Origin of the sequence: Hymenobacter sp. BT559 (assembly GCF_016427535.1) — a bacterium.
In the GTDB taxonomy this organism is placed as follows: Bacteria; Bacteroidota; Bacteroidia; order Cytophagales; family Hymenobacteraceae; genus Hymenobacter.
The window spans coordinates 728,950-749,544 of record NZ_JAELXV010000002.1 but is presented as its reverse complement, the minus strand read 5'-3'; the positions used below and the strand labels follow the sequence as shown (position 1 = coordinate 749,544).

The 20,595-nt window shown below is 61.3% G+C and carries 15 protein-coding genes; 11 read left to right on the top strand and 4 right to left on the bottom strand.

Features of this window, described 5'->3' with window-relative positions:
* The first annotated feature begins 65 nt into the window (after positions 1 to 65).
* The gene (locus tag JAO77_RS09725; protein WP_198990160.1) at positions 66 to 575 is read left to right on the top strand and encodes a DUF6630 family protein; all 510 of its coding nucleotides are present in this window, start codon (positions 66 to 68) and stop codon (positions 573 to 575) included.
* Here the strand turns inward: JAO77_RS09725 and JAO77_RS09720 are convergent.
* Positions 572 to 1,402, bottom strand: a complete 831-nt coding sequence (locus tag JAO77_RS09720) for a TrmH family RNA methyltransferase (protein ID WP_198990159.1) — start codon at positions 1,400 to 1,402, stop codon at positions 572 to 574. The genes JAO77_RS09725 and JAO77_RS09720 overlap by 4 nt on opposite strands.
* A 182-nt stretch (positions 1,403 to 1,584) precedes the next feature.
* Here JAO77_RS09720 and JAO77_RS09715 point away from each other — a divergent pair, with 182 nt between their 5' ends.
* The 5 genes from JAO77_RS09715 to JAO77_RS09695 all read left to right on the top strand — a co-directional run bounded on the left by JAO77_RS09715 (position 1,585) and on the right by JAO77_RS09695 (position 5,876).
* A complete protein-coding gene (locus tag JAO77_RS09715) occupies positions 1,585 to 3,093 on the top strand; it encodes a sensor histidine kinase (protein ID WP_198990158.1) in 1,509 nt (502 codons plus the stop codon).
* A gap of 140 nt (positions 3,094 to 3,233) precedes the next feature.
* A complete protein-coding gene (locus tag JAO77_RS09710) occupies positions 3,234 to 3,644 on the top strand; it encodes a response regulator (RefSeq protein WP_198990157.1) in 411 nt (136 codons plus the stop codon).
* Positions 3,645 to 3,741: 97 nt separating this feature from the next.
* Entirely contained in the window at positions 3,742 to 4,755 is a 1,014-nt protein-coding gene (locus JAO77_RS09705) for a hypothetical protein (RefSeq protein ID WP_198990156.1), read from the top strand.
* 64 nt (positions 4,756 to 4,819) lie between these two features.
* On the top strand, positions 4,820 to 5,572 hold the full coding sequence (locus tag JAO77_RS09700; protein ID WP_235998335.1) for an endonuclease III domain-containing protein: 753 nt from the start codon (positions 4,820 to 4,822) through the stop codon (positions 5,570 to 5,572).
* Between the two features lie 37 nt (positions 5,573 to 5,609).
* Positions 5,610 to 5,876 carry a DUF167 domain-containing protein gene (locus JAO77_RS09695; protein WP_198990155.1) on the top strand — a complete coding sequence of 89 codons (267 nt, stop codon included), beginning with the start codon at positions 5,610 to 5,612 and terminating at the stop codon, positions 5,874 to 5,876.
* Between the two features lie 2 nt (positions 5,877 to 5,878).
* On the opposite strand, the gene JAO77_RS09690 is transcribed toward JAO77_RS09695, so the two are convergent.
* The 3 genes from JAO77_RS09690 to JAO77_RS09680 form a co-directional block, all read right to left on the bottom strand.
* Positions 5,879 to 7,720, bottom strand: a complete 1,842-nt coding sequence (locus tag JAO77_RS09690; protein WP_198990154.1) for a polysaccharide deacetylase family protein — start codon at positions 7,718 to 7,720, stop codon at positions 5,879 to 5,881.
* Between the two features lie 179 nt (positions 7,721 to 7,899).
* A complete protein-coding gene (locus tag JAO77_RS09685) occupies positions 7,900 to 9,105 on the bottom strand; it encodes a threonine synthase (protein ID WP_198990153.1) in 1,206 nt (401 codons plus the stop codon).
* Between the two features lie 65 nt (positions 9,106 to 9,170).
* The gene (locus tag JAO77_RS09680) at positions 9,171 to 10,079 is read right to left on the bottom strand and encodes a LysR family transcriptional regulator (RefSeq protein WP_198990152.1); all 909 of its coding nucleotides are present in this window, start codon (positions 10,077 to 10,079) and stop codon (positions 9,171 to 9,173) included.
* A gap of 133 nt (positions 10,080 to 10,212) precedes the next feature.
* Between JAO77_RS09680 and JAO77_RS09675 the strand changes: the two genes are divergently transcribed.
* The 5 genes from JAO77_RS09675 (at position 10,213) to JAO77_RS09655 (ending at position 20,455) form a co-directional block, all read left to right on the top strand.
* Positions 10,213 to 15,819 (top strand): Ig-like domain-containing alpha-2-macroglobulin family protein, encoded by a 5,607-nt coding sequence (locus JAO77_RS09675; protein ID WP_198990151.1) that lies wholly within the window; start codon positions 10,213 to 10,215, stop codon positions 15,817 to 15,819.
* 175 nt (positions 15,820 to 15,994) lie between these two features.
* A complete protein-coding gene (locus JAO77_RS09670; RefSeq protein ID WP_198990150.1) occupies positions 15,995 to 16,555 on the top strand; it encodes a biliverdin-producing heme oxygenase in 561 nt (186 codons plus the stop codon).
* Positions 16,531 to 18,855: an ATP-binding protein gene (locus JAO77_RS09665; protein WP_198990149.1), complete on the top strand. Its 2,325-nt coding sequence runs from the start codon at positions 16,531 to 16,533 to the stop codon at positions 18,853 to 18,855. Before JAO77_RS09670 ends, JAO77_RS09665 begins: the two co-directional genes overlap by 25 nt.
* A gap of 4 nt (positions 18,856 to 18,859) precedes the next feature.
* Positions 18,860 to 19,309, top strand: coding sequence for a response regulator (locus tag JAO77_RS09660; RefSeq protein ID WP_370549994.1), 450 nt, complete (start codon positions 18,860 to 18,862; stop codon positions 19,307 to 19,309).
* A 12-nt stretch (positions 19,310 to 19,321) separates the two neighbouring features.
* The gene (locus tag JAO77_RS09655) at positions 19,322 to 20,455 is read left to right on the top strand and encodes an ATP-binding protein (protein ID WP_198990148.1); all 1,134 of its coding nucleotides are present in this window, start codon (positions 19,322 to 19,324) and stop codon (positions 20,453 to 20,455) included.
* The last annotated feature ends 140 nt before the right edge of the window (positions 20,456 to 20,595 follow it).

The following is a 20,595-nucleotide window of genomic DNA, read 5'->3' as shown; positions in this document are numbered from 1 at the left end:
TCTTTGTTTTTGAAGCTACTCGCACGTAGCTGTTTCACATTTTGCTATTAGTAGTTATCTAGTTTATGGAATCATTGATTGCTTTCGTTCAGCTCTTCACGCTGGCCGATACCGAAGCCATGCAACGCGTTACGAAGCGCTTGGCGTTGGTGCTTAACGACTCGGCTGCTTACCAAGAAGAATTTGCAGAAGAGCTGGAAGAGCGTGGAATTGTGGCCGCGCTGCCCGCACAGGAGTTGCGCGATGTAGCCTTGATTGATGCGCTGCTCAATGAGGAGCTGCTGTGGGAAGCCGACTGGCAAGACCCGGTGGCAGACCTCGCCTACGGCCTCAACGAAACGCTGGCGCAGCAAGGCCGCCCCGAGCGGCTGAACGAAAAAGAGCTTGCTAGCCGTGCCGCCACCGGCCCCGAAGCCCTTGACATTCTACAAGATGCTTTAGAGCCCCTAGGGCTGGCGCTAGTGCTGCTGCCGCTAGATAGCGACGCACACGCGCTGAGCATAGTAGCCGATGCGCACGTCGAAACCTTGCGCAGCTTAGCCAAGGAGCTCGATTTTAGCTTGGTAGTATACTAGCCACGCTGGCGCACGGCCTCGAAGGTGAGCACTGCCGCCGCCACGCTCACGTTGAGCGAGTCGAGCACGCCGCGCATGGGGATGATGACAGTTTCGTCGCAGGCTTGGCGGGTGGCAGGCGTGAGGCCGTCGGCCTCGGTACCGAGCACTAGGGCGGTGGGCCCCGCAAAATTGGTGGCGGTGTAGCTTTTGGCGTCGTCGGCGAGGGCGGCGGCAAAAGTGCGGATGCCTTTTTCGCGCAAGAAAGCCAGGATTTCGGCCATCGGCGCGGCCACGGTGGGCACCGTAAAAATGCCCCCTAGGCTGGCCCGGATGACATTGGGATTATATAAGTCAGTACGCGGGTCGCCGACCAGCACGGCGTGGGCGGGCGCAGCGTCGGCGGTGCGCAGGATGGCCCCTAGGTTGCCGGGTTTCTCCACGGCTTCGAGCACCAGCACCAGCGGGTTTTCAGGTAGTGCCAAGTCGGCCAGGGTGCGGCGGGGCGTGCGCAATAAAGCCAGCACGCCATCGGAGCGCTCGCGCACGGCCAGCTTGGCAAATACGGCGGCGCTCACGGGCAAGTACTCGTAGGGCCGGGGCACGAGGCGAGAGGGCTCGGCCAGCTGGTGACTGATGTCAGGGCCCGCCAGCTCTTCGCAGACAAACAGCGTGGCTACCAGCCAGCCGGCTTGGCGGGCATTAGTCAGCTCGCGGTAGCCTTCTACCAAGGTTAGGCCCTGGCGGCGGCGCTCGGCGGCTTTGTCTTGCAGGCGCAGTACGTCCTTGATGCGTGGGTTGTGCAGGCTGGTAATGCGGTCGGGCTGAGCGGGGCGGGCGGCGTACATAGCTACGAAGGTAGGAACCAGGCGAGGAGGTGAGCGGCTAAACCTGCCGCTACAACCCGGACAATGGAACCGAGAAATGCAAAAACAGTCTTTCCTTTGTACTAAAAACCTCCTGTAAGGTAGCGGATAAGCGCGTTAGCTTTCTCCCCACGCTTACTCACTCCATCACCTCCGCACCCGGTTTGGCGCTCCGACTCAATACTAAGATTTTACTGGGGTTCGCCATTGCGCTGTCGGCGCTGGTGGCCACGTCTATTATGGCGTTTGTCACCATCCGGCAGCTGCGGCATTACACCTCGCTGGTCGACCACTCGTACCAAGTATTGCAGCAAACCGACGACGTGCGCTTGGCCATCCGCGATGCGCAAACTGGTATGCGCGGCTACCTGCTGGTGGGCGACCCCTACTACCTTGACCTCTACGAGCGCAATGCCCTATTGATGCGGCGCAAGGCCGTAGCCCTGCAGCGGCTAGTGGCCGATGGGCGCCTGCAGCACGCGCGGGCCGATACGCTGCGCCAGCTTATAGAAGACCAGGAGCAGGAGCTAGAGCAGTTTAAAACCTACAATCCCTCGCCCGAGGCCGCCCAGGCGCTGCTCTTGGGCGAGCAGCAGCCGCTGCGCACCTTCAAGGGCGTGGTGCTGCGCCTGCGCCAATACGAAGAGCGCCTGCTGCGGGTGCGCAACCAGCGGCAGCAGCTGTTTCAGCAGCTGGCGCCGCTGGCCATCGTGGTGTCGGCGGTGCTGGCTATCATTATTGTGCTGTGGCTGTTTCGCCGCATTTCGGGCGAGCTGCGCGACAAAGAGCGCCTGCGCCTAGAGCTTACGCGCGTGAACCAGGAGACGGCGCGGCGCATCAGGGGCATCGAGCACCTAGCGCGGCAGGTGGTGCAGGGCGACTATAAAGTGAAGATTGTGGACAGCGGACAGGACCGGCTCGGCTCGTTGGCCACGCTGCTCAACCAGATGACGCAGTCCCTGGACGAGGCATTCAGCACCCTAGAAAAGCGCAACCACGACCTCGACCAGTTTGCCTACGTGGCCTCGCACGACCTGAAGGCGCCCCTGCGCGGACTTTCCACCATTGTGCGCTGGATAGAAGACGAGCAGGCCGCCGACCTCTCACCGGCCCTGCTCACGTATCTCAACCAAATGAAGGGCCGCCTAGGTCGCCTCGACGACCTCATCAATGGCCTGCTGGCCTATGCGCGCGCCAGCCGCCTCGAGGCCCCGGCCGAAGAGCTAAACGTGGCTCAGTTGGCCCGCGATGTGGCCGACCTGGTAGTGCCGCCCGATTTTGCCCTAGAGCTGGCACCCGACCTGCCCACCTTCTACACCGACCGCCTGGGGCTGCAGCAGGTGTTTACCAACCTCTTCAGCAACGCCGTGAAATACCACGGCCCAGGCGGCACCGGCCGGCTGCGCGTGAGCTGCCACGACGCTGGCCGCCACTACGAGTTTCGGGTGCAAGACAATGGCCCCGGCATAGCGCCCGAGCATCACCAAAAGATTTTTCTGCTCTTCCAGACCCTGCGCGACCGCCATACCGCCGAGAGCACCGGCATTGGCCTCAGCATCGTAAAGCGCCTCATCGACGACCGCAAGGGTAGCATTCACGTCGAGTCGGACCTAGGGCAGGGCGCCACCTTTATTTTTACTTGGCCTAAGGAGCCGCCCCCCCTCAAGAGCTAGCCGCAAGCACCCGCCTAGGTATCTTGCTATGTCTATTTAAAGCTAACACTGCGGCAAGCGCAATGCCAAGCTTAGCTTACTGGCACCTATTATTCTCGTCCACTCATCGCCTCCTCATACCTACATTTCTACTTTGTACTATGCGTTCAGTATTACTAATCGAAGACGATATTTTTGACACGATGACCGCGCAAAAGACCTTTGCCAAGTTCAGCGTGCCGCACCAGTTGCACACTGCTTTTAATGGCGAGGAGGCGCTGGACAAATTACTAGGCCGCGGCGGGGTGGCGCCCATCGAGCCGCTGCCCGAGATTATCTTACTCGACCTAAATATGCCGCGCATGAACGGGCTGGAGTTTTTGACGGAGCTGCGGGCCACGCCCGTGCTGTGCGACATTCCGGTGTACGTGACGACCACCTCCGACATGGCCCAGGAGCGCGCCGCGGCCGCCGAGCTTGCCGTGAGCGGCTACATTCTGAAGCCCTTCGACATGGAGTCGGGCCACGACCTGATAGACAGCCTGAGCCTGCTCGAAAAATTATTGAAATAGGAGCCTGCCCGCAAGCCCGTGGCGGCACTTTTGCCCTAGGGGCGTTCGTTGGCAACTTGGCTGGCTGCCATTAGCCAGTTTGGTATTTATTTGCCGCATGAAATCCGCATTTCTCACCGCGCTGGCCCTGGGGCTGGGCGCAGCCAGCCTGTCGGCTTCGGCCCAGGATGCGCCCCGCCAGCTTGGTGGGGCGCCGGTGCTACCCACGCCCGCCGCGCGGCCCGCGGCCCCGGCCCCGCAGCAGCTAGAAGTGGCGCCGACCCCGGCGGCCGCACCAGCGCCGGCCCCTATCGCCACGGCGCCCGACTCGGCCCGCCAGGCGGCGCCGGTGAGCAGCGCCCCTACCCCGCCACCCGCCGCACCCGCCGCGCCGCAGTCGAATAGCCCCTTTGGCCGGCCCTACGAAATGGCGGGCCCGGCTCGCCCCACACGCTACCAAGTGGGCCTCAAAAACGGGCAGGTGTACAGCGTGTACGATGTGGAAGTGAAGTCGCCGCTCTTTGGGCGTTCGCACTTGCTGCTGGATGGCCAGCGGCGCGTAGACCTAGCCGACGTGGGCTTCTACGAAGACCAGACCGGCCACTACGTGCGCACCACGCTGCCCCGCTCGAACCGCGAAACGACCCTGCGCCGTGAGAAAACTGGCCGTATCAGCCTGTACGCCACCTATAATACCTCGTATGCCTCCTCGCCCTACGGCATGGGCATGGGCTACGGCGGGTTTGGCTACGGTGGCATGGGCGGCTACCCGTTTGGGGGCTCCCCCTACGGCGGCTACCGCACCACCAAAACCGAATATTTCTCGAAGGATAATGGCCCGGTACAGAACCTCAACACTCGAAACCTAGCCATAGCCACTGCCGACAACGCCGGTGCCCAAGCGCTGCTGAGCAATGCGCGGCGCTACCAGCAATCGACTATTGCGGCCTATGTGGTAGGCGGGGGCCTGCTTGTAGCGGGCCTGGTGCAGTCGGTGCGGCCCAATAACCCCGGCATCTCGCCGCTGTTCTACGCTGCCATTCCGGTGCTCATTGTGCCGCTCATCTTCCAAGGCAAGCAAGCTGCCGCGCAGCGCCAAGCCATTGCGCTGTACAATAGCGGGCAACGGTAAGGCCCGCTGGCTCTCAGCAAAAGGTACTGCGAACCCAACGCCTCGGTTTGCAGTACCTTTTTTCATGCCCACTCGCCGCGCTGCTCCTGTCCTGCCTTCTGCCGATTTTGAGGCGCTCCAAGCCAAAGCCTTGCTAGCCCACCAGCGGCTGTGCGCCGAGTATGGGGCGCCGTTTTTGTTTTTTAGCACCAAGGACCCGCTGAGCGAGCTGATAAGCGCACTGCTCTCGCACCGCACCAAAAACGCCGACTCGCACCGCGCCTACCAGCAGCTGCGCGCCACCTACCCTACCTGGGAAGAGGTGCGCGACGCCCCCACCCTCGACGTGCAGCGCGCCCTGAGCGCTTGCACTTGGCCCGAGCAAAAGGCACCCCGTATTCAGGAGGTACTGCGCGAAATAAGCCGCCGCTGCGGCGACGAAAACCTGCCGCCGTGCTCGCTCGATTTCCTGGCTGAGCGGCCCATTGCAGAAGCGCGCGCCTGGCTTGAAAGCATCAGCGGCGTAGGACCTAAGACAAGCGCCGCCACACTGCTGTTCAGCTGCTTGCGTCTGCCCGCGATGCCCGTTGACAGCCACCACCACCGGGTGGCGCAGCGCCTAGGTCTCATAGGGCCCAAGGTAGGCGAAGGGCCGGCGCACGCCTTACTCGCGGCCCTGCTGCCGCCCGACTGGACGGCCCAGCAGGTGTACGACCACCACGAAGCCCTGATGTACCACGGGCAGAAATGCTGCTACTTTCACAAACCTGCCTGCGCGCGCTGCGTGATGCTGGACGTGTGCCCGGTGGGGCAATCAACAATCAATAACGAGCACTGAGCTGCCAGGCTTAAGCTTGCTCATTGCTTTCGCCCAAATGATTCTGCACTTACACGCCAAGCCTAACGCCCGAAAAAACCAGCTGCTGCCCGGCCCCGACGGGCGCTGGACGGTGCGCCTGGCGGCCCCGCCACAAGATGGCAAGGCCAACACCGTGCTCCTGGCTTTTTTGGCCGAAGTGTTTGGCGTAGCCAAGAGTAGTGTGCAGTTACTGAGCGGCCACACCGCGCCATTCAAGAAAATCGAGATAAGCGGCCTAAACGAGGAAGCTGGGGCTAGCATCTTAGCTCACTATCGCGCCTAGGGTCACTTTTTGCGCTTCCAGCGGTAGTAGCGGCGGTACCAGGGTGCGGTCTTCTTGAAGAGGCTGCCCGCGGTTTCGTGCGGAAACATATTGATGCGAAAAATCTGCATCCGGTCGTCTTCCAGGTGCATACCACCCGTGTCAGTGGCTACGGCGTAGGTGAAGCCCGCTTGCTGCACCTGGGCTTTTAGCTGCTCGGTGAGGGCGCCGTAAGGATAGGCGAAGGAGATAATTTCGGTACCTAGGACCTGCTCAAGCGCGGTTTTGCTTTGCTCGATTTCGGCGGCGGCTTCGGCGGCGGGTAGTTCGGGCAGCTTGGGATGGCGCATGGTGTGTGCCCCAATTTCCCAGCCAGCCGCCACGAAGGCCTGCTTCTGGGCAGCGTCCATAATATCAGCGCGCGGCTCGGTGGGGTCGGCAGCCACGTCCCAATAGTTGTAGCGCACGCCGAAGTCACCTAGGAGATACAGCACGCCGCGGTAGCCGGCCTGCTGCATCAGCGGCAGCAAGTTGGTGTAGTTATCAACGTAGCCATCATCGAACGTAAGGATAAGGGGCCGGCGCGGAAATTCGGCCAGCGGCCGCTGGCCGCTGGCAAACTCCTGGTAATCGCGAAAGGTAATCGGCGTAAATTTCTGCTGCTGGAAATAAGTCAGGTGCTTGGCGAAGTTTTCCTTGGTCACAAAAATCTGGTGCTTGGAGGCTAGCGGCGCGTCCGGAATTTTGTGGTACATCAGCACCGGAATGAAGCCGGGCACGGCCTTTTTCATGCGCGCCGATTCGTACACCCCCAGCACGCGGGCTGCGATGGCTGCTAGGTCGTAGTCGGCTCGCACGCGCTGCTGCAAGGCCTGGGCCACCCGGCTAGGTTGCCGCCAAAAATCCTGCGCATCGTGCAATACCAGCTGCCAATCAATGGATTGCACTCCTTGCTGCGCCAGGATGTCGCCAAAGTTAGAGGCGGCGGCTGTCTCGTAGGTTGCCTCCGTCACGCGGCCGGCATAGCAGGCTTCGCCCATAGCTAGGGCTGCTACGCCGGCGCCCAGCGCCTCCATCACGACGCGGCCCGCCCCAATAACGAGGTCCGTTTTTTCGAGCCAGCCGGGCACGTCGTCGGTGAAGCCCACTACTTCGATGCGCTCCCCAAATTCGGTTTGCAAGGCACCTAGGGCTGCTTTGCCAGCGGCGGGCAAGTAGTCGAGCTCGCCCCCAATAAGGGCCACCCGCAGGCCGGCGTGCTCACGCAGCAGCGGCGGAAATACGTGCGCACACAGGGCTGCAGCTTGCTCGCCTTTGGGACCATTGAAACGGCCAATAAAGGCCATGCGCGGGACTTTATCTGTATCTGCTAGCGGCGGGGCACCTAGGGGGGCGAAGGCTATGCCGTTGGGCACCACGGCGAGTTTGCTGGGCGCCATCTTCACTTCAGTGCGCAGGTGCTCGGCCAGGTTTTCGCAGATGGCAATGACCTTATCGCCGTACACATCGAAGAGCGAGGTAGACGTGTGCAGGTGCTGGCGGCCGTGCACGGTGCTCACCAGCGGCACTGGCAGCCCGCGCACGGCAAAGTAGCTAACCCAGCTCGCGGCCCGTGAGTGGGCGTGCACCACGTCGATGGCCTGCTCCTTTATGAGCTGGCGCAGGGCCTGAATATTGTGCCAGCGCTGCCGGTACTTACGCTGGCTAATGGGCAGCTGCACCACCGTAGCCGCCGTGGGCAAGCTGGCCGCATCCGAAGCCAGCCACACTTGGTGGCCCTGGCGGCGATGCGCCTCAGCCAGCGCCACCGCGTAGGCCACCGAGCCAGCAAAGAAATTAGCAGAAAGTACGTGCAGAATGCGCATGGGCCGGCAAAGGTACCGGGGTTATTACCTTAAGGGGGCTTGAAGCAGTTACAGCGACCATAAACGGCAATTGTCATTACGAGCGCCAGTGAAGCAATCGCACCCAATCAGTAACTGAGTAGGTGAGATTGCTTCGCTGGCGCTCGTAATGACAATCGTCTTTAGTAATATATCAGCCTCTACGCCCAGGCGCGGCCGGCCACGTTGCTCATATACTTCTGGCCGCTGCCGGTGTTGAGCAGCAAGATGCGCTCATCGGCGCGCAGCCAGCCGGTGGCTAGCAGCTGGCGGGCGGCCATCCACACGGCGGCGCCCTCAGGAGCTACAAACAGGCCTTCTTGCTGCCCGAGCTCGCGCATGCCTTCCAGCATGCCTTCTTCGCTGATGCTCACAACGGTACCTTGCGACTCGCGCAGCACGTCTAGCATCAAGGGCTCGCCTAGGGGGCGCGGCACGGCCAAGCCATTGGCAAGAGTGGGTCGGCCGTTGTAGTTCATAGAATTAGCCTGGTGGCCGAAATAGGTGTCGTAGAGCGGGCGGCAGTTTTCGGCCTGCACGGCTACCATGCGCGGCAGGGCGGTTTCGGGTGCGAGCCAGCCCATCGCTTTCATTTCCTGAAAGGCCTTCCAAATGCCGATGAGGCCCGTGCCACCGCCCGCGGGATAAAGCAGCACGTCGGGCAGCTGCCAGCTTAGCTGCTCGGCAATTTCGTAGCCCATCGTTTTCTTGCCTTCGAGGCGGTAGGGCTCCTTGAGAGTTGAAATATCAAGCAGTTCGCCGCCGGCGTTGAGCTGACGCACGCGGGCGGCGCAGTCGTTGATGAGGCCATCAACCAGCTCGACCCGCGCGCCATACCAGTAGCACTCTTCCTTGAAGGCCTCGGGCGTGTGGCGGGGCATGACCACGGTGGCGCTCAAGCCGCCACGAGCGCAGTAAGCCGCCATCGCCACTCCTGCGTTGCCAGCTGTGGGAATGATGCAGCCCTGCGTACCCAGCTCCTTGGCTTTGGAAATGGCCATGCTCAGGCCGCGCGCTTTAAAGGAGCCCGTGGGGTTTTGGCCTTCATCCTTGAGAGTGAGCGCACTAAAGCCGTACTTGGCACCTAGGCGCGGCAGGGCCAGCAGTGGCGTCAGGCCTTCGCCTAGGGTCACTTTATTGGCCTCCGACAGCAAAGGCAGCAGCGTACCGTAGCGCCACATCGAGCTGTCGGCCTGGTCGATAGCTTCGGCGGGTGTGGGGGCATAATGCAGGTCGTAGTCGGCCACTAGTGGCTGCTGGCAGCAGGCCGATACGCTTTGCAGCTCGAAAGGCGAGTAAGGCGTGTGGCAACGGGCACAGTGCAGGCTGTGCATGCGCGAGAGCGACGGGGCAACTGTCAGTTTCATGGGGCAAAGTTCTGGGTGCCCTATACGCGCCGCTATGCCCCAGCGAAATGGAGTTTTCGCATAGCCTATTCCTTACTAGAATAGTAGCGCTGTGTGAAGCGCAAAAAATCGCGGTAGGGCCCGTTGTTTTCAGTGCCCTTGCGCTGAATGAAATTGAATTGCCGAAGCAGCGACAAATCTTTAATTCTAACTTCTTTAAGCTCGCCCGTGGCTAACTCCTTCACCACAGCTTGACGGGGTAGAAAAGCTAGGCAGGTAGCCTCAACGCGCACGAAGTTTTTAAGGGCTTCGGTGCCCCCTAGGCGCACCCGCACCGGCAGAGCCGCCAGCTTGATGCCCTGCGTGGCCAGCGCTTCTTCGAGCACAGCCAGGGTGCCGGAGCCTACTTCGCGCAGCGCCAGCGGGATACTGAGTAAGTCGGCGGTGCTTAGCTCGCGGCCACCTAGGGGGTTGCTGGCGGCGCACACGGCCACTACCTCGTCGGTGAGCAGCGGCGTGTAAGTTACGTGGCTCACTTTGTGAATGCCCTCGATGATGCCAAGCTCAATCTCGTGCGCTAGCAGCGCCCGCAGGATATTGTCGCTGTTGCGATTTTTGAGGCTGAGCTGGTGCTGCGGATGCTGCTGCAAGTAGGCGGCCACCACCGGCGGCAGCACATAGAGCGAGATGGTAGTGCTGGCCCCAATGAGCAAGTGCACGGCCGGCGCAAAGCCGGGGCTGAGCTCGCTCATTTCTTGTTGCAGCTCTTGCTGCAGCTGCTTGGCTTGCAACAGCTTTTGGTATAGCTTCTGCCCGGCGGGCGTGAGCTGCACGCTGCCCCCTAGGCGCTCAAACAAGCCCGTTTGGTAGTGCTCCTCCAAGGCCTTCACCTGCTTGCTCACCGCCGACTGACTGATGAACAGCGCCTGCCCGGCTTTTGTAAAGCTCAGGCGCTGGGCTACTTCGAGAAATACTTCGTGGGGATGCGACAGCATGCAACCAATTTTTATGTCAAAGAAACGCTAGAGGCGCTGGCTAAGCGCGTAAAACAGCTAAAAATGAATATAGAATGGCGTGTTTTTGTCCGCCAGCCCCCTACCTTTCTGCGCCGTTTTTCCCGGCTCATTTATGCGCCTTTGTCGCCTGCTGCCGCTGCTATTTTTAGCGCTTTCCACTACCTTTTCTTGCTCTAAAAAAACCGACCAGGAGCAGGCCCAAACCGCCACTACCGAGGCCGATGGCGAAGAAATCGACCCGTACCAGAACATCACTTTTGCCTTTGATGAGCCGGTGGCACCGGCCACGCAGGAAGGCAAGTGGGACACCACCCGCTACGTGCAGTTTGAGCCCGCCATTCGGGGCAAATTTAAGTGGACTAGCGAGGGGCGCGAACTGGTGTTTTCGCCCTACGAGCCGCTGCGGCCGAGCACGGTATTCGCGGCCCGCCTGCGGCCGGCCACCCTGCCCTCGGGCAAGCAAAAGCTGACGCTCGACCGCGATAAGTTTCATACACCGCTGGTGGCCCTAGGTAGCGCGCAAGTGTTCTACGGGCGCAGCGAGCAGGCGGCGGGCACCGCCGAGCTGCGCGCCAACTTGGTATTCAACTACTCGGTGCGGCCTGCCGACCTGCGCCCGCGCCTGTCGCTGAGCCAAAATGGGCGCCCGGTAGCCTTCACCCTCACCGCCGTAGAGCCCGACCACACGCTGGGCCTCACCATCAACCAGCCGGTGGCACCCGGCGAACAGCTGGAATTTACGGTGGCGTCGGGGCTGAAGGCGGTGGCCGGCAGCCAGGCCACTACCGCGCCGCTCACGGCCTCGGCTGCAGTGCCCGAGCAGGAGACGCTGCAAGTGCGCGAGCTCACGGGCTCGGTGCTGGATGGGCAGCCGGTGGTGCAGCTGCTTACCAACCAGCCGGTATCGGTGGCCGATATTCAGCCACTGCTGCAGGTAGAGCCAGCCGTGTCTTTTTCGATAGAAGCCCAGGAAAGTGGACTGCTACTACGCGGCGGCTTTGAGGTGGGCAAAGATTACCAGGTCAGCATCGAGCCGGGCCTGCGCGGGGCGCTGGGCGGGCGGCTGACCGAGCGGTTTAGCCAGGGCGTGAGCTTTGGCAATACCACGCCAAGTATCAGCTTTGCCAGCGCTGAGAAGGCTATGTACCTCAGCTCCCTAGGTACCCGCAGCCTCGGCCTGCGCCTCAATGGCATCGAGAAAGTGCAAGTGACCGTGGCCAAAGTATACGCCAGCAACGTGCAGGACTTTTTGCGCGGCGGCAAGCAGTATGGCTACGAAGGCGGCAGCGAAGGTGAGGGCGAAGAAGACGGTGAGGGCGAAGAAGACGGCGAGTACAGCGGCGACGGCGACCCCGACAACGACGGCGGCAGCGGCGGCTACCAGTACTACGAGCTCGAAAACCGGGGCGACGTGCTCTTCACGCGCGCCTACACCACGGCGGCGCTCAAAAAGCAGCACGGCTTGCACCTGCTCAGCCTCAATCTCAAAGACCTAGAGTTCAATGCCCCGCTCAAGGGCCTCTACGTGGTGCGCGTGCAAGACACCGAGCACCTGTGGCTACGCGAGGAAAAACTAGTGGCGCTCACCGACCTAGGGCTCATTGCGCGGCAAAATGCCGATGGGGGCACGGTAGTTTTTCTAAATTCTATTCGCACGGCGCAGCCGATAAGCGGGGCCACGGTGCGCTTTCTCAGCACCAGCAACCAAGTGATGGGCACCGCCACTACCAACGGCCAGGGTGTGGCCCGCTACGACAGCGTGGCCGGCTCGCGCTTGCGCCTGGGCATGGTAACGGTGGTGAAAGACGCCGATTTCTCGTTTATCAACCTGCCCCAGACGCGGGTCGAAACCTCGCGCTTTGAGGTGGGCGGGCTAACCAGCAACGCCGCGCATTACCAAGCCTTTATGTACGGCGACCGCGACCTGTACCGGCCCGGCGACACTATTTATACCAACACCGTGGTGCGGAACGACGACTGGCGCACGCCCCCAGCTGGCCTGCCCGTGAAGGTGCGCCTGCTACTACCCACTGGCAAGGAATACGTGAACCTAGGCGAGCGCCTGAACGCGACCGGCGCGGTGGCATCGCGCTTCATCCTGCCCGCCAGCATCATGACGGGGCTGTACACGCTGGAGGTGCTGACCGGCAACGACGTGCTGCTGACCTCCCGGCAAGTGAGCGTGGAAGAATTTATACCGGACCGGCTGAAAGTGACCGTGACCGCCGCGCCCACCACGGTGCGCCCTGCCGAAACGGTGAACGCTAAAATCACGGCCCTCAACCTATTTGGACCGCCAGCGGCGGGGCGCAAGTTTGAGGTCGAGTTTTCGCTGAAAGCCAAGTCATTTTCGGCCAAAGAATATCCTGGCTATAATTTTTCTATTCAGTCGGGCACCGGGCGCAGCGCCCTGGAAGACTTGGCCGAGCAGTTTCAGCACGAGCGGCGCGAGGGCGAAACCGACGCTGCCGGCCGCGGCACGGCCACCTACACCCTACCCGACGTGCGCGACATGGGCACGCTCACGGGCACAGCCTTCGCCACGATATTCGACGAAACCGGCCGGCCCGTTAACCGCCTGGCTACCTTTGAGGTGCAGACCCAAAAGGCTATGTTCGGCATCGAGCGCATCGGTGGCTTGGTGGGTACGCACCAGGATGTGCCCATACAGTTCGTGGCTCTCACGCCGGCGGGCAAAGTCACCACGGCCACGGCCCAAGTTACCATCGTGCGCAAGCTCTGGGAAACCGTGCTGGAGCGCCAAGGCGACCGCTACGTGTATAATTCGCAGCGGCGCGAGGAAGTGCTCAGTAGCAAGGAGTTTACCGTTGAAGGCACCAGTAAAATATTCTTCCGGCCGCAGTACTCGGGCGAGTACGAGGTGCGCATCATGCGGCCCGAGGCCAGCAACTACGTAGCCGAGTATTTCTACGCCTACGGCAGCGGCGACACGGCTGGCAACTCCTTTGAGGTCAACAATGAAGGCGAGGTAATCATCGAGGCCGACAAGCCTAAGTACGAGCCCGGCGAAACGGCCCAGCTGCTGCTGAAAACGCCCTTCCCCGGCCGCATTCTCGTGACAGTAGAGCGCGACCGCGTGCTCGACCATTTCTACGTCGATACCGACCAAAAATCGGCGCGGGTGAGCGTGCCCATCCGCGGCGGGCACGTGCCGAATATCTACGTCACGGCCACCGCCATCCGGCCCATTACCGACAACTCGCTGCCCCTGACGGTGGCGCGGGGCTTCGTGCCGCTGACGGTGGAAAAGCCCAGCACCCACCTACCCCTCACCCTGAAAGCCGCCACGCAGAGCCGCTCGCAGGTATTCCAGACTATCGAGGTGCGCACCGCGCCCGGCGCTCAGGTCACGCTAGCGGTGGTAGATGAGGGCATTTTGCAGCGCAAAGACTACCGCACGCCCGACCCCCACGCCTACTTCTACCAGAAGCGGGCGCTCGAAGTCGGGGCCTTCGACATCTACCCCTTCCTGCTGCCCGAGTTGGGCACTAGCAGCAGCGGCGGCGACGCCGGCGACCTAGGCCGCCGCACCACGCCCGTGCCCAGCCGCCGCGTGAAACTGCTGGCTAAATGGAGCGGCATTCTGACCGCCGACGCCAACGGCCTGGTGCAGTACAAAGTGCGGCTGCCGCAGTTCAGCGGGGCGCTGCGCGTGATGGCCGTGGCCTACAAAGACGACGCCTTTGCCAGCGCCGAGCAGACCATGAAGGTGGCCGACCCGGTGGTAATTAGCACGGCGCTGCCACGCTTTATGTCGCCTGGCGATACGATAGACGTGCCGGTGACACTGACGAATACGACTAAAAGCGTATTAAACGGTAGAGTCGATTTGTTTGCTCAAACTACAGGCGGGAAACGTGATATTGATAAAATCAGTCAATTGGCTACTGTTTTTTTGAACGGCAAAAGTGAGATTGTACTCGGTAAAGGCAAAGAGGTAAAGAGTGTCACAAATCCATTTTCAGTTGTCAAGCTAGCTCCTAACAGTGAGCAGAGAGTAACCTTTAGAGTAATTGCCCAGCAGGTCGGAACGGTGTTTATAAATGCTCGAATTTTTCATGACGAACCAGGAAAGAAGGACCCTTCTGTCATGGGGAACAATGAAATCATCGAACTCCCTATTCGCCCCGCCGCGCCGCTTGAAAAGCGCACTGGCAGCGGCGACGTTATGGCCAGCGCGCCGGCCACGCTCGATTTGCGGACCGACTTCCTGCCCACCTCGCTGCGGAGCAAGATGCTTTTGAGCCGCTCGCCGCTCACGCAGTTTTCCAAGAACCTCGATTACCTGCTGCAATACCCCTACGGCTGCCTCGAGCAAACCGTGTCGGCTGCGTTTCCGCAGTTGTATTTCGGCGATTTGGCGGCCACGCTCAACCAGAAGCCCGGCCCCCACGTGCAGCGCTACAACCCCAACTACCACGTGCAGGAGGCCATCCGCAAAATTGAGAGCATGCAGCTCTACAACGGCAGCCTCAGCTACTGGCCCGGCGGCGACTATGACAACTGGTGGGCCACGGCCTACGCCGCCCACTTCCTCCTTGAGGCTAAGCAGGCCGGCTTCGCCGTAAACCAGAAGCTGCTCGACAAGGTATTGACCTATATGCAGTTCCGGGTGAAGCAGCGCGAAACCGACAAGTACCAGTATTTCGACGTCAACCGCATTGCCCGCGAACGCGTCATTGCCAAACGCGAAATAACCTACTCGCTCTACGTGCTGGCCCTGGCCGGCCGCCAAGATGCTGTGGCCCTCAACTACTACAAGGCCAACCGCCCACTACTAACCAGCGACGCGCGCTTCCTGCTAGCCTGCACCTACGCCCTAGGTGGCCAGCAAAAGGCTTTCCAGGAGACCCTGCCCCGGCAGTTTACCCCCGAAAGCGCCCGCCGCGAGCTTGATGGCTCGTTCTCGTCACCCATCCGCGACGAGGCGTTGGCACTCAATGCCTTGTTTGAGGCCGACCCCAACAACCCGCAGGTAGCCAGCATCGCCCGCCAACTGAGCCGGCAAGTGAAGGCCGAGCGGTATATGAACACCCAGGAATCAGCTTTCGCGCTGCTGTCGCTGGGCAAAATCGCGCGTCGTGCCCGCGCCAGCACCGTCACGGCCACGCTGTCGGCGGGTGGTAAGCAGCTAGGCAAGTTTGACGGCAAAGACCTAACGGTGCGCAACGTGGCCAACTACCAGCTGCTCCTGAAGGCCCTAGGTGCGGGCCAGCTCTACTACTTCTGGGAAATGGAGGGCATCTCGGCCGGCGGCCGGGTGCACGAGGAGGACAGCTACCTTAAGGTGCGCCGCCAGTTCCTGAACCGCGACGGCCAGCCCATCTCGCCCACCGGCATCCGCCAGAACGACTTAGTAGTGGTGAAACTGACCCTACAAGCCGCCACCGCAGCCGGCGAGGTCCAGAACGTGGCCATTACCGACCTGCTGCCCGCCGGCCTCGAAATCGAAAACCCGCGCCTAGGTCCGCAGCGCGAGGTAAAAGGCACCGCAGCCGCTAGCACTCCCGATTATCTCGACGTGCGCGACGACCGCATCAACCTTTTCACCACCGCCTCGACCACGCCCAAAACCTTCTACTACCTGGCGCGGGCCGTGAGCAAGGGCACCTTTAAGCTGGGTCCAGTGAGCGCCGACGCCATGTACAACGCAGAATATCACTCATATAACGGAGCAGGCGTGGTGCGCGTGCGATAATCCTTGGCACGAGGCTGCGCCCCATGCCGACTACTCGCGGCCTTCAGGCCCGTACGTCAGGCTACGTTAGGTAGGTTTTTGCTCAACTAATTCCCCTCAACGTGCGGGCCAGAGGCCCACGAGTAGTCGGCACGGGGCACAGCCCCGCGCCATCAGGCGCCGTATTTTCGCTATTATGTCCCCCTCCCCCCTCCTGCAGGCGCTGCGCCTCGAAACCCGGCCTGCCCACGACCAGCTAGAGCAAAACACCTTCAACCAGCAGCTCACGGCCGGCACTATCACTGAAGCCGCCACCGTGCATTTTCTGACTAAGATGTACGGCTTTCTGGTGCCTTATGAAGCGCAGCTGCGGCAGCAAGACCTAGGGCCGGAGTGGGAGGTGGCTACCCGACAGCGGGCACACCTTATTCTCGAAGATTTGCAGCTCCCTGCCGGCCAGCTGCCCGCTTGCCCCGACATGCCGCCCCTAGGTACCTGGCCCCAGCTGCTGGGTGCGATGTACGTACTAGAGGGCTCGACGCTGGGCGGGCAAGTAATTTCGCGCCAGCTGGCCAAAGCCAACATTCCGCTACGTTCGTATTTTTCGGGCTACGGCGAGCGAACCGGCCCGCTATGGAAGGTGTTTTGCCAGCTCCTTAGCCAGGAGGCGACGCCCGACAACCAGGCCGAAATTGTACAGTCGGCCAGCCTTACTTTTCAAAAATTAGACGCATGGCTCAACCAGCCGCCAGCCTGACCGACGAGAGTCTTTTCGGCCAGCCTATCACCCTCACTAACTGCGACCGCGAGCCCATCCATATACCGGGTTTGGTGCAGCCCTACGGCTTTACCCTTTGTCTCGACGAGGCCACGAGGCAGATAGTGCAGGTCAGCGACAACGTGGAGGCGCACGTGGGCATCTCGGTCGACCAGCTGCTGGGCAAAGGCCTCGAGCGGCTACTGAACCCCACCCAGTTGGTCGAAGTGCAGCAGTTGTGGCCTACGCTCACGGAGGCGGCCAAGCTGCTGGGGGTGCGCCTCGACTACGTGGCGGGCAAGCCGCTGTTCAAGCTCATTATGCACCGCTACGATGGGCTGGTATGGCACGAGTTTGAGCCAGTGGCCGACAAGGAAGCCAACCCCCTTGACTTGGCCGCCCTCAACGCCACGCTGAGCCAGATGCTGACGGCCCCCACGGTACTTGAGTTTTGCCAGCACGCCGTAGAGGAAGTGCGCGCCCTCACGGGGTTTGCGCGGGTGGGCATGTACCGCTTTGCCCCCGACGAAAGCGGCGAGATGATAGCCGAGGCCAAGCGCGACGACCTCGACCCACTGCTGGGGCTGCATTACCCGGCCTCCGATATTCCGCAGCAGGCGCGAGCCATGTATCTGAAGAACTGGCTGCGCTTTATTCCGGACGTGGACTACCAGCCCGCGCCGCTGGTGCCGGTGCGCAACCCCAGCACCGGCCGCCCGCCCGATATGACGTATGCGGTGTTGCGCTCGGTGTCGCCCATCCATATTCAGTACCTCAAGAACATGGGGGTGGCGGCCACCATGACCATCTCGATTATCCAGGACGGCCGGCTGTGGGGCATGCTCATGTGCCACCACGACAGCCCCCGCCTGGTGAGCTACGAGCTGCGCGAGATGTGCCTGTTTATTGGCAAAACGTTTTCGGCGCTGCTGCGCACCAAGGAGCAGCTCGAGCAGCATGCCTACCAGCTGCGCATTCAGCAGGCGCAGGTGCGGCTATTTGAGCAGGTGAGCCACCAAGCCAACTTCTTAGAAGGCCTCTACAAGCAGCCTACTACCCTGCTCGATATATTTGACTGCGGCGGGGCGGCCATCTTGTTTGAAGGCGAATTGATTACCCTAGGTAACACGCCCACCGGCGCCGAGATAATAGAGCTGGCGGCGTGGCTGCAAGCGCAGGCGCCGCAAGATGTTTTTTACACCGACTCCTACGCCCGGCTCAACCCGGCGGGGCGCGCGCTGCGAGCCTCGGCCAGCGGCATTCTGGCCATTACGCTGGCGCAGGAGCCCGGCGACTACATTTTCTGGTTCAGGCCCGAGCGGCTGCAAACCGTGACGTGGGCCGGCAAAAATGAGAAGGAGCAAAAGATGGAGGACGGCCAGGTGTTCTTGTCGCCTAGGCAGTCGTTTGCGGCCTGGAGCCAGGAGGTAGAAAACACCGCCCTGGCCTGGCGACCTCTGGAGCTGGAAGCAGCCCGCGAGCTACGCTTGCATATTGCCGACGTGCGGCTCAAGATTTTTAACGAACTGCAAACCCGCGCTACCAGCCTGAGCCGCCTCAACACCGAGCTAGCGCGCAGCAACGACGAGCTAGATTCGTTTGCCTACGTGGCCTCGCACGACCTGAAAGAGCCGCTACGGGGTATACACAACTACTCGGTTTTCTTGCTCGAAGACTACGCCGACCTGCTCGATGAGGAGGGCGTAAGCAAGCTGCAAACCCTCGTGCGCCTCAGCCAGCGCATGGAGTCGCTTATCGACTCGCTGCTAAAAATGTCGCGCGTAGGCCGCCTCGACCTAGAGCTGCAGCCAGTAGACCTCAACCAACTGGTGGCCGAGGTGCTGGAGCTGCTGCAGCCCCGCCTCGAGCAAACTAACACTACCGTGGAAGTGCGCCACCCGCTGCCGACCATCATGGCCGACCCCACGCGGCTAGGCGAGGTATTTAATAACCTAATTAGCAACGCCCTGAAATATAACAACAAGCCCGAAAAACGCATCGTGATAGGCGAGGCGCCGGCCGATAAGGCCGGCCCCCGCGGCGCCATTGCCCCGGCAACCCCGGCTGATTACCGCGTTTTTTATGTACAGGACAATGGTATCGGCATCGACGCGCGGCACTTCGAGAGTATCTTCCGCATCTTCAAGCGGCTGCATGCGCAAGACAAATACGGGGGCGGCACGGGAGCCGGCCTGGCCATTGCCCGCAAAATGATAGAAAAGCACGACGGCGAATTGTGGGTAGAATCCGTAGTAGGCGAAGGAGCTACCTTTTATTTATCAATTCCTAACCCTACCTAGCGACGTGTCTAATAATTCTCTCCTACCCATACTGGTGGTGGAAGACAGCGCCGAAGATTTCCTGGCCCTAGGCCGGGCTTTTCGTAAGTATGCGCTGCAAAACCCGGTACTACGCTGCGCCGACGGCGACCAAGCCCTGGAATACCTGCAAGGCTACGGCAAGCACCCGGCCTGGCCCAAAACGCTGCCCGCCATTGTGCTGCTCGACCTGAACATGCCGGGCACCGATGGGCGCATGGTGCTCGACATAGTGAAGCATGACCCACAGCTGCACAATATTCCGGTTATCATGTTCAGCACCTCCTCTAGCAGCCGCGATGTAAACGACTGCTACCGCCTGGGGGCCAATAGCTACTTGACCAAACCCATCTCGTATAGCGAGCTGGAAGAAAAAATTCGCCTTACTATTGATTATTGGTTGGGAGCCTCGGAACTACCCGTGCTCCACTCCTAGTTGCTGGCTGCGGTGAAGAAAATATTGCTGGTCGACGATAATGAGCACGACCGACTGCTCTATAAGCGCTACCTGAAGCCTCAGGGCGATGAGGAGCGCCTGACGCTGCACGAGGCTACCTCGGGCGAAGAAGCGGTGGCGCTCTTTCAGCAGCTGCAGCCCGACTGTGTGCTACTCGACCACAACCTGCACGACACCGACGGCCTGGCGCTCCTAGGTCAGTTGCTAGCGCTGGCCCCGCCCAATGGCCTGTGCGCCGTGATGATAACCGGCAGCGGCAGCGAGTCGCTAGCTGTGCGCGCCCTCAACAGCGGGGCCCTCGACTACTTAGTAAAAGGTCATTTTGACCGCGAGCTGCTGGGCAAAACCGTGCGCCACGCCATCGAAAAAAACGAGTGGCGCCAGTACCAAGCTAGCTACCACCACGAGCTGCAAGCGGCCAACCAGCAGTTGGCCCGCACCAATGCCGACCTCGACAACTTTGTGTACGCCGCCTCGCACGACCTGCGCCAGCCGGTAAACAACCTGCGCGGGCTGTTTGAGGAAATTCGTCGAACCGCCACCTTCACCAACCCCGCCGATGCGCAGCTGCTGCACTACATGCACAAGTCGCTGCACGCGCTAAGCACCACTATCGACGACCTGGCCACCGTGGTGCAAGAAAACCGCCAGCCTACCGCCCAGGTGCCCGAGCCGGTGGCCCTGGCCGAGCTGGCCGCCGATGTGCTCGATACCTTGCGTCCGCAGGTGCGGGATACCCAGGCGGTGGTTGAGCTCGATTTTAGCGCCTTGGCCGAAGTGCCCTGTGTGCGCAGCAACCTGCGCACCATCTTGCTCAACCTGGTAACCAACGCGCTCAAATACCGCCACCCCGCACGGGCTCCGCGCGTGGACATTCGCTCGTACTGGACAGCCGACCAGCCGGTGCTCGAAGTGCAAGACAATGGCCTAGGTATTAATTTAGACCAACACGGCGCCGAGCTGTTTCAGCTGTTTCGGCGCTTTCACCCAACGGCTGCCGAGGGCACAGGGGTGGGCCTGTTTCTGGTAAACCGGCTGGTGCAGGCCCAAGGGGGCAACATTGAGGTAGAAAGCACGGAAGGCCAGGGCACCACGTTTCGGGTGCACCTAGGGCCAGCAAAATAGCCCGCGGCACCGAGCCAACAATTAGGTAGGAATTAAGCCAGCGCTAGCGGCCTAGCTATGCCGTATTCGCACTGCCAGCGCCCTATTTTTGAGGATGCGCAGCGCACGAAAACGGTGGTTTCTTCAGCTAGGTGGGAGTT

Bases quoted from the DNA above. Each gene is read 5' to 3' on its own strand.
- JAO77_RS09725 (WP_198990160.1), top strand. From the start codon at position 66: ATGGAATCATTGATTGCTTTCGTTCAGCTCTTCACGCTGGCCGATACC.
- JAO77_RS09720 (WP_198990159.1), bottom strand. From the start codon at position 1,402: ATGTACGCCGCCCGCCCCGCTCAGCCCGACCGCATTACCAGCCTGCAC.
- JAO77_RS09710 (WP_198990157.1), top strand. From the start codon at position 3,234: ATGCGTTCAGTATTACTAATCGAAGACGATATTTTTGACACGATGACC.
- JAO77_RS09705 (WP_198990156.1), top strand. From the start codon at position 3,742: ATGAAATCCGCATTTCTCACCGCGCTGGCCCTGGGGCTGGGCGCAGCC.
- JAO77_RS09700 (WP_235998335.1), top strand. From the start codon at position 4,820: ATGCCCACTCGCCGCGCTGCTCCTGTCCTGCCTTCTGCCGATTTTGAG.
- JAO77_RS09695 (WP_198990155.1), top strand. From the start codon at position 5,610: ATGATTCTGCACTTACACGCCAAGCCTAACGCCCGAAAAAACCAGCTG.
- JAO77_RS09690 (WP_198990154.1), bottom strand. From the start codon at position 7,720: ATGCGCATTCTGCACGTACTTTCTGCTAATTTCTTTGCTGGCTCGGTG.
- JAO77_RS09685 (WP_198990153.1), bottom strand. From the start codon at position 9,105: ATGAAACTGACAGTTGCCCCGTCGCTCTCGCGCATGCACAGCCTGCAC.
- JAO77_RS09680 (WP_198990152.1), bottom strand. From the start codon at position 10,079: ATGCTGTCGCATCCCCACGAAGTATTTCTCGAAGTAGCCCAGCGCCTG.
- JAO77_RS09675 (WP_198990151.1), top strand. From the start codon at position 10,213: ATGCGCCTTTGTCGCCTGCTGCCGCTGCTATTTTTAGCGCTTTCCACT.
- JAO77_RS09670 (WP_198990150.1), top strand. From the start codon at position 15,995: ATGTCCCCCTCCCCCCTCCTGCAGGCGCTGCGCCTCGAAACCCGGCCT.
- JAO77_RS09665 (WP_198990149.1), top strand. From the start codon at position 16,531: ATGGCTCAACCAGCCGCCAGCCTGACCGACGAGAGTCTTTTCGGCCAG.